The organism is Mycobacterium sp. 852002-40037_SCH5390672, assembly GCF_001665875.1.
Classification (GTDB): Bacteria; Actinomycetota; Actinomycetes; order Mycobacteriales; family Mycobacteriaceae; genus Mycobacterium.
The window spans coordinates 235,101-247,990 of sequence record NZ_LZTA01000097.1 but is presented as its reverse complement, the minus strand read 5'-3'; the positions used below and the strand labels follow the sequence as shown (position 1 = coordinate 247,990).

The following is a 12,890-nucleotide window of genomic DNA, read 5'->3' as shown; positions in this document are numbered from 1 at the left end:
TCGTACTTCTCGACGGCCCGTTTGAGCGCGCCGCCCCAGCCGCAACCGATGTCCAGCAGCGTCATCCCGGGCTCGAGGTTCAGCTTGCCCAGCGCCAGGTCGAACTTCGCAATTTGGGCCTCTTCGAGGGTCATGTCATCGCGCTCGAAGTAGGCGCAGCTGTAGGTCTGAGTGGGATCCAGGAACAGCCGGAAGAAGTCGTCGGACAAGTCGTAATGGGCTTGCACGTTTCCAAAATGCGGCGTGAGCTGCACAGACATCTCGACATGAGCCTTTCTCTATACGCGGGGGACAGGGGTAGACAACCAACGACAACGACAACCCCGCGATGTCCCCCAGACACTCCCATGCATGTTAATCCCTGCGGGGATTCGAGTTGTCCTCCCCAAGGCGCGTCCTACCCTCACACGGGACGGGGGTAATTCCCAAAAGGGCCGTCGCGCACTGGTTCATTTAGAGGCTGGACCCGTCGTCGAGCTCTCGGGGCGGCACGATCGGCGACGGGTGGGGTTCCTCGCGGAATTTCTCCAGCGATCCGCCGACTTCGACGATTCCCTTGAGGGCATTCCAGCTCAGCATGGTCAGGTAGTCGATCAACTCGTCGCGACTCATTCGCGGGTACGACATCCAGGAGTGGGTGGCCAACTGCACGCCGCCGACGATCAAATACGCCCACGGTTCCGCACCGCCGGTGTCCATCCCGGCGTGTTGCATGCGCCGGCGCATCAGGACCGCGAGCATGCGCGCGATGATGCGCTCGGAGTCGGCAATGACTTTGCTCTTGCTGCCTGAGCTGTTGGACATCACGAACCGGTACGGCTCGGGTTCATTCGCGACGGTTTCGACGTACACGCGGATGACCTCGCGGGTCAGGTCGAAGCCGTCGAGGTTAGACGTAAGCGCCGCAGCCATATTGGGAATCAGGGTGGTTTGGGTGAACCGCATCATCACGGCCGTCGTCAGGTCGTTCTTGTCCACGAAGTAGCGGTACAGCACCGTTTTGGAGACCCCGATCTCGGCCGCGATCTCGTCCATGCTCAGCGCGCCACCCAGTCGGCGAATCGCGTCGATCGTGCCGTCGACCAGTTCGTTACGGCGCTCCACTTTGTGTTGATGCCAGCGCCGCTTGCGCCCATCCATTTTGACGCTCACAGCCGTGATTTGCTCTGCCACTGTCGCCGATTTCCCATTCCCTAGACGCCCTTGATCTTACGGCGTGGGGGTCGGTTTCTTGTCCTGGCCGGGCATCGGTGAGACGTCGCGAACAGTGTCGTCACACCAAATGGCGGGAAAGATAGATGATGGAGTGGTGGCACATCGAGCCTCGGTGAGAGGCGAAGCGTCGGGCCCGCCGGAGGCGAGGCCCGATTCGGCGACGCCGTTGAGCGCCGCCCGCCCGGGTCGCGCGTCTTTTGCCGAGTCTTTCGCGGGCGCCGATCCCGAGGCCGACGCGCAGCGCCGGGTGGGGCTGCGCCGGATGAAAATGGTGGCACTGAGTTTCCTGATCGGTGCCACCGGCGTGTTCCTCGCCTGCCGGTGGGCCCAGGCGCATGCCGGCCTGGGCGCCTGGGTGGGGTATGTCGGCGCCGCCGCCGAGGCCGGGATGGTGGGCGCCCTGGCGGACTGGTTCGCCGTGACCGCGCTGTTCAGGCACCCGCTGGGCATTCCCATCCCGCACACCGCGATCATCAAGCGCAAGAAAGATCAGCTGGGCGAGGGTCTCGGCACGTTCGTACGGGAGAACTTCCTGTCGCCGGAGGTCGTCGAAACCAAGCTGCGCGACGCCCAGGTGTCCGGCAGGCTCGGTAAGTGGCTGTCGGAAGCCGAACATGCCGAGCGGGTGGCGAGCGAGACGGCCACGGCGCTGCGGGTGCTGGTCGAACTGTTGCGCGACGAGGACGTCCAGCAGGTGATCGATCGGATGATCGTGCGCCGCATCGCCGAACCGCAGTGGGGTCCGCCAGTGGGCCGCGTGCTGGCCACCTTGCTGGCCGAGCACCGCCAGGAGGCGCTGATCCAGTTGCTGGCCGACCGGGCTTTTCAGTGGTCGCTGAAGGCCGGCGAGGTCATTCAGCGGGTGGTCGAGCGTGACTCACCGACGTGGTCGCCACGCTTCGTCGACCATCTCGTCGGCGACCGCATCCACCGCGAGTTGATGGACTTCACCGACAAGGTGCGTCGCAACCCGGACCACGAATTGCGCCGATCGGCCACCCGCTTCCTGTTCGACTTCGCCGATGACCTGCAACACGACCCGGACACCATCGCGCGTGCCGATGCGATCAAAGAACAACTGATGGCGCGCGACGAGATCGCCAACGCCGCCGCGACCGCGTGGAAGACGCTGAAACGGCTGGTGCTCGAGGGTGTGGATGACCCGTCCAGCACGCTGCGTACCCGGATCGCCGACACCGTGGTCCGCATTGGGGAATCGCTGCGCGACGACGCCGACCTGCGCGACAAGGTGGACAACTGGCTGGTCCGGGCGGCTCAGCATCTGGTTTCGCAGTACGGGGTGGAAATCACAGCGATCATCACCGACACGATCGAGCGCTGGGACGCCGAGGAGGCCAGCCGGCGCATCGAATTGCACGTTGGCCGTGACCTGCAATTTATCCGGATCAACGGGACCGTGGTCGGTTCGTTGGCCGGCTTGGCGATCTACGCCGTAGCGCAGCTGCTGATCTAGCGGATTTTCTAGGGGTGCTAACAAGTGCTTGCAATAGCAAGCACTTGTAGTAGTCTGGGGCTCGTCAAGATCAGTCATCCGACCAGGAGCACGCCATGACGCCCGAGGAGAAGCTCTCCGCCAAGGTGTCCAACGCTGCCTCCGACATGGCCTCTGACATCGGCAGTTTCATCCGTAGCCAGCGTGAACTCGCGCAGGTGTCGGTGCGCCAACTCGCCGAAAAATCCGGGGTCAGCAATCCATATCTGAGCCAGGTGGAGCGTGGATTGCGTAAGCCCTCCGCCGATGTCTTGAACCAGATCGCGAAGGCCCTCCGGGTTTCCGCCGAGGTTCTCTATGTGCGCGCCGGAATTCTCGAGCCAAGTGACAAAAGTCAGGTGCGAGACGCCATCGTCACCGACACTGCGATCACCGAGCGCCAAAAGCAAATTCTGCTCGACATCTACACGTCCTTCACCCAGCAAAACGAATCGATCCAAGAGGAGTGTTCGACCGAATCCGACAACGAGTGATCAGTCCGCTCGACGCGGCGCCGTAACGATCTGTGCTGCAGGTTTACCCCAGAAAGCGGACTTTCCCCATCGCGGTAGCGAGTTGGTGATGTATAGACGGCCGGCCGTCGTGGTTACCCAACGGGGAGGACCTACCGGTTCCAGCTGAATTGCTGGACGAATCGCCCCGGCACTGGCGGCCCCAGTTGCGAAGGAGACGTTTGCACCTAACTTCTCGACCAGACAGCTAAAACACCGAATAAGACCTAGCGAAAACACACCATGAAAGGACAAACCATGGCGGAAAACACGAACATTGAAGACTTGCGGGCTCCGTTGCTCGCAGCCCTTGGCGCGGCCGACCTGGCCTTGGCCACCGTCAACGACCTGATCGCCGGCCTGCGGGAGCGCGCTGAAGAGACTCGCGCCGAGACCCGCACCCGGGTCGGGGAGCGCCGCGCGCGCCTGACCAAGCTTCAGGAAGACCTGCCCGAGCAGTTCACCGAGCTGCGCGACAGGTTCACCACCGACGAGTTACGCAAGGCCGCCGAGGGCTATCTGGAGGCCGCGACCAGCCGGTACAGCGAGCTGGTCGAGCGTGGCGAGGCTGCCCTGCAGCGGCTGCGTAGCCAGACCGCCTTCGAGGACGCTTCCGCGCGTGCCGAGGGCTACGTCGACCAGGCCGTGGAGCTGACGCAGGAAGCCCTCGGCACCGTCGCATCGCAGACCCGCGCGGTCGGCGAGCGCGCCGCCAAGCTGGTTGGCATCGAGCTGCCGGGCAAGACCGAAGCGTCAGTCAAGAAGGCTCAGAAGGCCGTGAATGCTCCGGCCAAGAAGGCCCCGGCCAAGAAGGCGCCGGCCAAGAAGGCTCCGGCCAAGAAGGCCGCCGCCAAGAAGGTCACCCAGAAGTAGGTCAGACACTCCCACGCCGTTCGGCTCCGAGTCACCTTCGGGTGGCTCGGAGTCGACGTTTTGGAGGGTGCCCGCATACGCTTAAGGCGTGAGCCACCTCGTGGGAACTGTCATGTTGGTCTTGCAGATCGCCGTCTTGGTCACGGCGATCTACGCGTTCGTGCATGCCGCGCTGCAACGACCCGACGCCTATACCGCCGCCGAAAAGCTGACCAAGCCGGTGTGGTTGCTGATCCTGGGAGGGGCCGTCGCCCTGACATCCATCTTGGGTTTCGTTTTCGGCGTGCTCGGAATGGCAATCGCGGCGTGTGCTGCCGGCGTGTATCTGGTCGACGTGCGGCCCAAACTGCTTGAGATACAAGGTAAGTCGCGCTAGCGGAATGAATGCCCTGCTGACGGCGCCGGTCGTGGCGCTCGTCGCCTTGTCCTGCCCAATCCCGCACGCAGTCGCTGACCCCTACCCCGGCGGCGGAGCGGCGGATCCGCCCGCCCCGTCCCCGCCGTATGTCGAGCGCACCCAGTGGGCGCAGTGGCAGGGCCGAAGCAGCCTGCGCGTCTTCCCTTCGCCGGCCGGCCGGACCGCCTCGAGAATCCCCGCGACCATGGCCCTGGCCGACGAGGCCTGGGGCGAAGTACTCGCCTTGTCCCCGGACGCAGACACTGCGGGCATGCGCGCGCAGTTCCTCTGCCACTGGCAGTTCGCCGAACTCGCCCAACCCGGCAAGGTCAGCTGGAACCTGGAGCCGTGGCGACCCGTCGTCGACGACGCCGACATGGTCGCCTCCGGCTGCAATCCCGGCGGTCCGGAAGAATCCTTCTAATGGCAACCCAACCCGGCCGGGCGCAGTTGGCGGCGGTCGTCGACCACACGCTGCTCAAACCCGACGCGACCGACGCCGACGTGGCCGCCCTGGTCGCCGAAGCGGCCGAACTGGGCGTCTACGCCGTATGCGTCTCACCCTCGATGGTTCCCGTCGCTCTGCAGGCGGGCACCGGCGTACGGGTGGCCGCCGTGGCGGGTTTTCCCTCCGGCAAGCACCTCCCGGCGGTGAAGGCGCACGAAGCGGCCCTGGCCGTGGCGTCCGGTGCCTGCGAGATCGACATGGTCATCGATGTCGGGGCGGCGCTGGCCGGCGACGTCGCCGCGGTGCGCTCGGACGTCCACGCGGTGCGCAGCGCGATCGGTGGCACCGTGCTCAAGGTGATCGTGGAGTCGGCGGCGCTGTTGGCGCTCGCGGGCGAGCCCACCCTGGAGCAGGTGTGCCGCGCCGCCGAAGACGCCGGCGCCGACTTCGTCAAGACGTCAACCGGGTTTCATCCGGCGGGCGGCGCATCCGTGCGCGCGGTCGCGCTGATGGCCGAGACGGTCGGCGGGCGCCTCGGGGTGAAGGCCAGCGGCGGCATCCGCACGGCCGCGGACGCGCTGGCGATGCTGGATGCCGGCGCCACCCGACTGGGGCTGTCGGGCACCCGGGCAGTGCTCGACAGCCTTGGTTGACGAACCAGGCGCTCGCCCGTCAGAGGTTGGCGAAGCAGGGGTCGTTGTCGTTGCCGGTGGGAATCGTGGCGTTCCGCGTTGAGAAGTGGCTTGTCACACCGGAATCGGTGACCTGCACGCTGTCGGCGTGGATGCCCAACGGGTAGTTCTTGGTCAGGTTCGAGGTGAAGTCGTCCAGCGTCGACTGCACGGACTCCTTGGGCATCGTGAAACCGAGCGCATTGAAACTGACGATCTGCAGCTGCAACCCGGTACCCGACACCACCGGCTTGGCCGTGATGTTGTCCAACATGCCCTTCAACTCGATGGTGCCGTCGGCGGGATGAGTGGTCACGGTATTGGTGACGAACGGACCCAGAACCGGGATCGCATTCTGCACCGACTGCTTGATGCCGTCACTGGTCCAGCTGATGGTGGCATCCAGTGCGCCGATGGTGCCCTTGGAGTTAGCCGTCGAATTGAGCCGGACGTCGTTGATGTTGATCGAGAGCTTCATGCCCTTGGCATCGCGGATGTTGTTGCCGGCCGTCTGGACCGAGATGTTGGTGTAGTGCTTGGTGGCCTGCTGCCACAGCATCAGGGGCGTCACCCCGAAGGACGCGGTGGCCTGATCCTTGACCTCGCACGCCACCGCCTGAGCGACCTTGGAGTCCGCGACGTGGCGCACGTAGAGCTCGGCCCCGATGAGCCCGGCGATGATCAGCGCGAACACGATGACGAAGATCAGCAGCACGGAGACCGGGTCACGGCCGAAGCGGCGCTTCTTTTTCCCCGGCGTCGCGTCATCGCCGGGTTGAGCGGCCAGCCGCTCGGTCGGACCGGCGGGCGGGGTCGGCGGCGGCGGGTAGCCGGGCTGCTGCATGTTCGGCTGGGGAGTCCCGAATCGCTCCGTCTGACCCGGCGGGGGACCGGGAGCGGGCGGCGGCGGAGGGACGTGCCCCGGGCCGCCGGTGCTTATCCGCTCGGTCGGCCGCTCGGTGGGCGGCTGGCCGAAGGGGCCCTGGTTAGCGGGACGGGCCCACTTCGACGGGTCCGGGTTCGGTGGTCCTTGCGGGTTCGTCACCCGACCGATTCTGCCCTATCAACCTGAGCAAAGTCCGAGCGGTTGCTCAGGACTGCGATGCTCTTGCGGGCCTCGGTGACCCTATCGACGTCGATGTCGGCCACCACGAGCTGCGGCTGCGAGCCGGCCGACGCGACGACCTGGCCCAGCGGCGAGGCCACCAGGCTGCCCCCGACTCCGGTCGGTGCTCCCGACCCGGACCCATAAGCATCACCGGGATCCGCCTGAGCGGCCGCCGCGACGTAGCTCATCGAATCGAGCGCGCGGGCGCGCGCCAGCAGCGTCCACTGGTCGAGTTTGCCCGGACCCGAGCCCCAGGACGCGCACACGGCGATCACCTGGGCGCCGCGGCGGGCCAGCTCGGTGTAGAGCGCCGGAAAGCGAACGTCATAGCAAATGGTCAACCCGACCCCTACGCCGTCGACCGTGATCACCACCGGGTCGTGGCCCGGCGCGACCGTGCGCGATTCGGTGAAGCCGAAGGCGTCGTAGAGGTGGATCTTGTCGTAGTGGGCGTCTTCGTCCGGGCCGGCCGCGATCAGCGTGTTTTTCACCCTCCCGTCGTCGGACGGGGTGAACATGCCGGCGACGACGGTGACGTTGGAGTCGGCCGCGACGCGGCGCACCCCGTCGGCCCAGCGGCCGTCGACCGGCTCGGCGACGGGGCCCAACGGCACACCGAACCGGCACATGGTCGCCTCGGGGAACACCACCAGCTTCGCCCCCGCGTCGGCGGCCCGGCGGCTGTATTCGTCCACCAGCTGCAGGTTTGCTGCCGGGTCGGTGCCGCTGAGGATCTGCGCCAAGGCGATTCGCATGAGCGCCAGCTTAGGCCCGGCGACGATGCGCGCCGCTGCGGCGGCGCGGGGAGGAGCTGGGCGATCCAGCTTAGGCCCGGCGACGGGCGAAAGCCTCAGGCCGGTTTGGCGATCCACTCCGTGGTGAAGCGCTGTTCGGCGGCGACGACTTCGGCCAGCCGGGTGCCGATGAAGTTCTCCAGCTTGCCGCCGATGATCGGGACGCGCACCTGAACGGTGGCGCGGAACGTCAGCCGTGCGCCGCCGGCCTCTTTGGGTTCCAGGACGGCGGTGCCCGCGAGATTCACCGGCGCATCCAGAATCGAACCCACCACCGACCCCGACGCGGCCCCGCCGGTGACCGGCCCCCATCGCTCCTCGCGCCGGATACGCAGGTCACCGCTGTGCAGCTGCGTGACCATTCCCGGCAGCTTGTCGCTGCGGATCACCTGCAGCGTGACAACCTCGACGGTGTCCTCGTCACCGGACTCGCCGCCGACCCGCATCGCCTCCAGCGTGGCGACGTCGACGCCGGATCCGGCCAGCCTGGCCCGCCAGTAATTCGCATCGGTGAAGGCGCGGTGCACCTCGTCAACACTGCCGTCGTAATCGGCCGACAAGTCGAATGAACGCGGCATAGCAGGTCAGGCTACCGTTACGGGCCATGAAATCCAGCGGTGCCGGTTCGGAGTTCGCCGGTGCGCCGGTGGCCGACGCGGCGCCATTGGCGCCACTGACCACGCTGCGCGTCGGACCGACCGCGCGTCGCCTGATCACCTGCACGACCAGCGAGCAGGTCATCGCCACTTTGGCGCAGCTGGACGCCGAAACGGCTGGCATGCAACACGACTCGGTGCTGGTCTTCGCCGGTGGCTCGAACCTGGTGATCTCCGACGCACTGACCGACCTGACCGCGGTGCGGCTGGCCAATGACGGCATCACCGTCGAGGGCAACCTGGTCCGCGCCCAGGCCGGCGCGGTATGGGACGACGTCGTGGTCAAAGCCATCGAGCACGGCCTCGGCGGACTGGAATGCCTATCCGGCATCCCCGGGTCGGCCGGGGCCACCCCGGTGCAGAACGTCGGGGCCTACGGCGCGGAGGTCGCCGACACCATCACCCGGGTCCGGGTGCTCGATCGCGGTAGCGGCGAGGTGCGCTGGGTGCCGGGCAGCGAGCTGGGCTTCGGCTACCGCACCAGTGTCTTCAAACGCGGCGGCGACAGTGGGCTCGAAATCCCTTCTGTCGTACTGGAAGTGGAGTTCGCGCTGGACGCATCCGGGCGCAGCGCGCCGTTGCGCTACGGCGAGCTGGCGGCCGAGTTGAACATGGTCGGCGGCGAGCGCGCCGACCCACAAGCCGTCCGCGACGCGGTGCTGGCCTTGCGGGCGCGCAAGGGCATGGTGCTCGACCCGGCCGATCACGACACCTGGAGCGTGGGTTCGTTCTTCACCAACCCGGTGGTTACCCCGGAGGTCTACCAGCGGCTGGCCGCCGCCGTCGACGGGCCGGTCCCGAACTACCCGGCGCCCGACGGCGTCAAGCTGGCCGCCGGCTGGCTGGTGGAGCGGGCCGGCTTTGGCAAGGGCTATCCGGATCCTGATCCGGACGGCCTCGAAAAGCCCTGCCGGCTGTCCACCAAGCACGCGTTGGCACTGACCAACCGCGGCGGTGCCACCTCCGAAGACGTAATAGCGCTGGCCCGCACCATCCGCGACGGCGTGCAGGCTGTGTTTGGCATCACATTGTTCCCCGAACCGGTCCTGCTTGGCTGCAGGCTGTAGCTGCAACTTTTGCCGACGCGCGGACCGGCATCGATTTGTCGTGTCCGGACTCGCCGATTTTCCCCGGTATCTTTGACTTTCGTGACCCCGTCCAGCGCCCCGCGGCCGTTCAGCCGGCGTGCGGCTTTGGCGACCCTGGGATTGGGCGTGTTTGCCCCCAACGTGTTGGCCGCGTGCGGCGGCACGGCCGCGAGACAAGCCGAGAAGAAAGAGCAGCCGGCGCCGCAGCTCAAGTACCAGCCCGCCAATGCGGCCGAGAACGTGGTGCCGATCGCTGCGGTGAGCGTCGAGGTGAACGACGGCTGGTTCCAGCACGTCACGTTGTCGAATTCGTCGGGCAAGGCCGTCGCCGGCGCCTTCAACCAGGACCGCACCGTCTATACGACCTCCGAGCCGCTGGGCTACGACCAGACCTACACCTGGAGCGGCTCGGCCGTCGGGCACGACGGCAAGGCGGTCCCGGTGGCGGGCAAGTTCACCACGGTGTCTCCCACCAAGAAGATCGGCGGAGCCTTCCAGCTGGCCGACGGCCAGACCGTCGGGATCGCGGCGCCGATCATCATCCAGTTCGACGCGCCGATCACCGACAAGGCGGCCGTCGAAAAGGCGCTCGTCGTCACCACGACCCCGCCCGTCGAGGGCAGCTGGGCCTGGTTGCCCGACGAGGCGGCCGGTGCCCGGGCGCACTGGCGCACCCGCGAGTACTACCCGGCAGGCGCCACGGTCAACGTCGAGGCCAAGCTCTACGGCCTGCCGTTCGGGGACAACTCCTACGGTGCCGACGACATCTCGCTGAACATCCAGATCGGTCGCCGGCAGGTGGTCAAAGCCGAGGTCTCGTCGCACCGCATCCAGGTGATCCGCGACGAGGGCGTCATCATGGACTTTCCGTGCAGCTACGGCGAGGCCGACAAGGCGCGCAACGTCACCCGCAACGGCATCCACGTGGTCAGCGAGAAGTATGCCGACTTCTACATGTCCAACCCGGCCGCCGGCTACAGCCACGTGCACGAACGCTGGGCGGTGCGGATCTCCAACAACGGGGAGTTCATCCACGCCAACCCGGCGAGTTCCGGTGCCCAGGGCAACACCAACGTCACCAACGGCTGCATCAACCTGTCGACAGGCGACGCCGAACAGTACTTCCAATCGGCGATCTACGGCGACCCGGTCGAAGTGACCGGCAGCACCATCCAGCTGTCCTACTCTGACGGCGACATCTGGGACTGGGCCGTGGACTGGGACACCTGGGTGGCCATGTCCGCGCTGCCGCCCCCGACCGCGCGCCCGCCGTCAACGCAGATTCCGGTCACCGCCCCAGTCACGCCGTCCAACGCACCGACCCTGTCGGGCACTCCGACGACGACAACCTCGACGAGCGCGGCGCCGGCTAGCCCCGGCGGCTGAACCGCGAGGTCGTCGCCTGGTCGCGTGGCTTCATCACGATCAAGTCCAGATCGACGTGCGACGGCCGCGAGGCGACGAACCCGATCACCTCGGCCACATCGTCGGCGACCAGCGGGGTGATGCCGGTGTAGACGGTCTCCGCGCGTTGTTGATCGCCGTCGAAGCGGACCAATGAAAATTCCGTCTCGACCGCACCCGGTGCGATCTCGGTCAGCCGCACCGGCTTGCCCAACAGCTCGCCGCGCAGCGTGCGGTGCAGCGCTGCCTGGCCGTGTTTGGCCGCCGTGTACCCGGCGCCTCCGTCGTAAACCTCAAGCGCCGCAACGGAAGTGACGGTGATGATCAGCCCGTCGCCGGAATCGATCAGCTTGGGCAACAACGCCCGGGTGACCCGCAGCGTGCCGATCACATTGGTCTCCCACATCCACCGCCAGTGCTCGAGGTCGGCATCGGCGACCGGCGCCAGGCCCCGGGCGCCGCCTGCGTTGTTGACCAACACATCGACCCGGCCCAATTTGCTCGCCAATGTTTCGACCGCCGCCTCATCTGTGACATCGGCCACAACCGCGGTACCGCCGATTTCACTGGCCAGGGCCTGAATCCGGTCCGCCCGGCGCGCCACTGCGACGACGTGAAAGCCCTGCGCAGCCAGGATTCGCGCGGTTGCTGCGCCGATCCCGGAGCTGGCCCCGGTGATTACTGCGACTCGTTCATTCCTGCCAGTTTTAACCATCGAAACAACCTTAATGAACGTGCTAGATTTTGCGTGTGCTCCTTAGCGCCCTGTCCAACACCACGACCACCGCGTGTCTTTGCGCGGCGGGTGCGTGTTGTTGCTGCGCATTTTGCCGCTCCTGACCCAGCCAGGTGTGGCCAAGACGGCCAGCAAAAATCGGACAAAAAGGACGCTCGTGCGCACGAATACCCTCACCCATACCCATCATTCGCCCAGCCGTGCCGTCGGGCACTTGCCGGGCCAAAAGGGCCACCGCTCGGTGCGCCGGCAGATCGTGCCGCCGGCGCTGTACATCCCCGACTCCGCGGCGGCCTCCGTCTTCCGGGCCGTCCGGCTGCGTGGCCCCGTCGGCCGTGACGTCATCGCCGGCGTCACCTCGCTGAGCATCGCCACGGTCAACCGCCAGGTCATCGCGCTACTGGAAGCCGGTCTGCTGCGAGAGCGGGCCGACCTGGCCGTCTCCGGGGCGATCGGCCGCCCGCGCGTGCCGGTGGAGGTCAACCACGAGCCGTTCGTGACGCTGGGCATCCACATCGGTGCGCGAACCACCAGCATCGTGGCCACCGACCTGTTCGGCCGCACCCTCGACACGGTCGAGACCCCGACGCCGCGTAACCCGGCCGGCCCCGCCCTTGCGACGCTGGCCGACAGCGCCCGCCGCTACCTGCGGCGCTGGCATCGTCGGCGGCCGCTGTGGGTTGGCGTCGCCATCGGTGGCACCGTCGACAGCGCCACCGGCCAGGTGGACCATCCGCGGTTGGGCTGGCGGCAGGCCCCGGTCGGACAGGTGCTGGCCGATGCATTGGGGTTGCCGGTGTCGGTCGCCTCGCACGTCGACGCCATGGCCGGCGCCGAGCTGCTGTTGGGCATGCGGCGTTTCCTGCCCAGCTCGCCGACCAGCCTGTACGTCTACGCCCGCGAGACCGTGGGATATGCGCTGGTGATCGGCGGACGGGTGCACGTGCCGGCCAGCGGCCCGGGCACCATCGCAACCTTGCCGGTGCACTCTGAGCTGCTCGGCGGCACCGGACAGCTGGAGTCCACCGTCAGCGATGAATCCGTCGTGGCCGTGGCCCGCCAGCTGCGCATCTTGCCGTTTGCCCCGGCGAACCGCCCCAACGGATCCGCCACCGGCATCTCCGATCTGTTGCGGGTGGCACGAGCCGGCAACCAGCAGGCCAAGGACCTGCTCGCCGAGCGGGGCCGCGTGCTCGGTGAGGCGGTGGCGCTGCTGCGCGACATGCTCAACCCCGACGAATTGGTGGTTGGCGGCCAGGCTTTCACCGAGTACCCCGAGGCGATGGAGCACGTCGAGGCGGCGTTCGTCGAACGCTCCGTGCTGGGGCCCCGCGACATCCGCCTCACCGCCTTCGGTAACCGGGTGCAGGAGGCCGGCGCGGGAACCGTCTCGCTGTCCGCGCTGTATGCCGACCCGTTGGGTGCGATGCGGCGCGCTGGGGCGCTGGATGCCCGGCTGCATGAGGTGGCCCGCGACGAGTCGTCCGCCTGACCGG

14 protein-coding genes and 1 pseudogene are annotated in these 12,890 nt (G+C 67.1%); 9 read left to right on the top strand and 6 right to left on the bottom strand.

Annotated elements, in window-relative coordinates:
• Together pcaA and A5782_RS18290 are read right to left on the bottom strand one after the other, a co-directional pair.
• Window positions 1–260: pseudogene (gene pcaA, locus A5782_RS18295) on the bottom strand (cyclopropane mycolic acid synthase PcaA); the annotation flags it as partial.
• A 193-nt stretch (window positions 261–453) separates the two neighbouring features.
• Window positions 454–1,173: a TetR/AcrR family transcriptional regulator gene (locus A5782_RS18290; RefSeq protein WP_067103129.1), complete on the bottom strand. Its 720-nt coding sequence runs from the start codon at window positions 1,171–1,173 to the stop codon at window positions 454–456.
• A 133-nt stretch (window positions 1,174–1,306) separates the two neighbouring features.
• Between A5782_RS18290 and A5782_RS18285 the strand changes: the two genes are divergently transcribed.
• The 6 genes from A5782_RS18285 to deoC all read left to right on the top strand — a co-directional run bounded on the left by A5782_RS18285 (window position 1,307) and on the right by deoC (window position 5,590).
• Window positions 1,307–2,689 (top strand): DUF445 domain-containing protein, encoded by a 1,383-nt coding sequence (locus A5782_RS18285; RefSeq protein ID WP_156624012.1) that lies wholly within the window; start codon window positions 1,307–1,309, stop codon window positions 2,687–2,689.
• Window positions 2,690–2,784: 95 nt separating this feature from the next.
• On the top strand, window positions 2,785–3,201 hold the full coding sequence (locus tag A5782_RS18280; RefSeq protein ID WP_067103125.1) for a helix-turn-helix domain-containing protein: 417 nt from the start codon (window positions 2,785–2,787) through the stop codon (window positions 3,199–3,201).
• A 276-nt stretch (window positions 3,202–3,477) separates the two neighbouring features.
• Window positions 3,478–4,092 carry a heparin-binding hemagglutinin HbhA gene (hbhA, locus tag A5782_RS18275; RefSeq protein ID WP_067103123.1) on the top strand — a complete coding sequence of 205 codons (615 nt, stop codon included), beginning with the start codon at window positions 3,478–3,480 and terminating at the stop codon, window positions 4,090–4,092.
• 88 nt (window positions 4,093–4,180) lie between these two features.
• Window positions 4,181–4,468: a DUF2516 family protein gene (locus A5782_RS18270; RefSeq protein WP_067103121.1), complete on the top strand. Its 288-nt coding sequence runs from the start codon at window positions 4,181–4,183 to the stop codon at window positions 4,466–4,468.
• 4 nt (window positions 4,469–4,472) lie between these two features.
• Window positions 4,473–4,913, top strand: coding sequence for a DUF2599 domain-containing protein (locus A5782_RS18265; protein WP_067103118.1), 441 nt, complete (start codon window positions 4,473–4,475; stop codon window positions 4,911–4,913).
• Complete coding sequence (deoC, locus tag A5782_RS18260) at window positions 4,913–5,590, top strand: deoxyribose-phosphate aldolase (protein ID WP_067103116.1); 678 nt, start codon at window positions 4,913–4,915, stop codon at window positions 5,588–5,590. The genes A5782_RS18265 and deoC overlap by 1 nt, the downstream gene beginning before the upstream one ends.
• 19 nt (window positions 5,591–5,609) lie before the next feature.
• Here the strand turns inward: deoC and A5782_RS18255 are convergent, their stop codons facing one another.
• From A5782_RS18255 to A5782_RS18245, 3 genes are all read right to left on the bottom strand, one after another.
• Window positions 5,610–6,653 (bottom strand): DUF2993 domain-containing protein, encoded by a 1,044-nt coding sequence (locus A5782_RS18255; protein ID WP_067103114.1) that lies wholly within the window; start codon window positions 6,651–6,653, stop codon window positions 5,610–5,612.
• Window positions 6,650–7,471, bottom strand: a complete 822-nt coding sequence (locus A5782_RS18250) for a carbon-nitrogen hydrolase family protein (RefSeq protein ID WP_067103112.1) — start codon at window positions 7,469–7,471, stop codon at window positions 6,650–6,652. Before A5782_RS18250 ends, A5782_RS18255 begins: the two co-directional genes overlap by 4 nt.
• Before the next feature lie 95 nt (window positions 7,472–7,566).
• Window positions 7,567–8,088 carry a DUF2505 domain-containing protein gene (locus A5782_RS18245; RefSeq protein ID WP_067103110.1) on the bottom strand — a complete coding sequence of 174 codons (522 nt, stop codon included), beginning with the start codon at window positions 8,086–8,088 and terminating at the stop codon, window positions 7,567–7,569.
• 26 nt (window positions 8,089–8,114) lie between these two features.
• Here A5782_RS18245 and A5782_RS18240 point away from each other — a divergent pair, with 26 nt between their 5' ends.
• Both A5782_RS18240 and A5782_RS18235 read left to right on the top strand, forming a co-directional pair.
• The gene (locus tag A5782_RS18240) at window positions 8,115–9,233 is read left to right on the top strand and encodes a UDP-N-acetylmuramate dehydrogenase (protein ID WP_067103108.1); all 1,119 of its coding nucleotides are present in this window, start codon (window positions 8,115–8,117) and stop codon (window positions 9,231–9,233) included.
• A gap of 33 nt (window positions 9,234–9,266) precedes the next feature.
• The gene (locus A5782_RS18235; RefSeq protein ID WP_197694272.1) at window positions 9,267–10,640 is read left to right on the top strand and encodes an Ig-like domain-containing protein; all 1,374 of its coding nucleotides are present in this window, start codon (window positions 9,267–9,269) and stop codon (window positions 10,638–10,640) included.
• Here A5782_RS18235 and A5782_RS18230 read toward each other — a convergent pair.
• Window positions 10,624–11,373, bottom strand: coding sequence for an SDR family oxidoreductase (locus A5782_RS18230; RefSeq protein ID WP_067103104.1), 750 nt, complete (start codon window positions 11,371–11,373; stop codon window positions 10,624–10,626). The genes A5782_RS18235 and A5782_RS18230 overlap by 17 nt on opposite strands.
• Before the next feature lie 235 nt (window positions 11,374–11,608).
• Here A5782_RS18230 and A5782_RS18225 point away from each other — a divergent pair, with 235 nt between their 5' ends.
• Window positions 11,609–12,886, top strand: coding sequence for an ROK family protein (locus tag A5782_RS18225; RefSeq protein ID WP_197694271.1), 1,278 nt, complete (start codon window positions 11,609–11,611; stop codon window positions 12,884–12,886).
• Window positions 12,887–12,890: the final 4 nt, after the last annotated feature.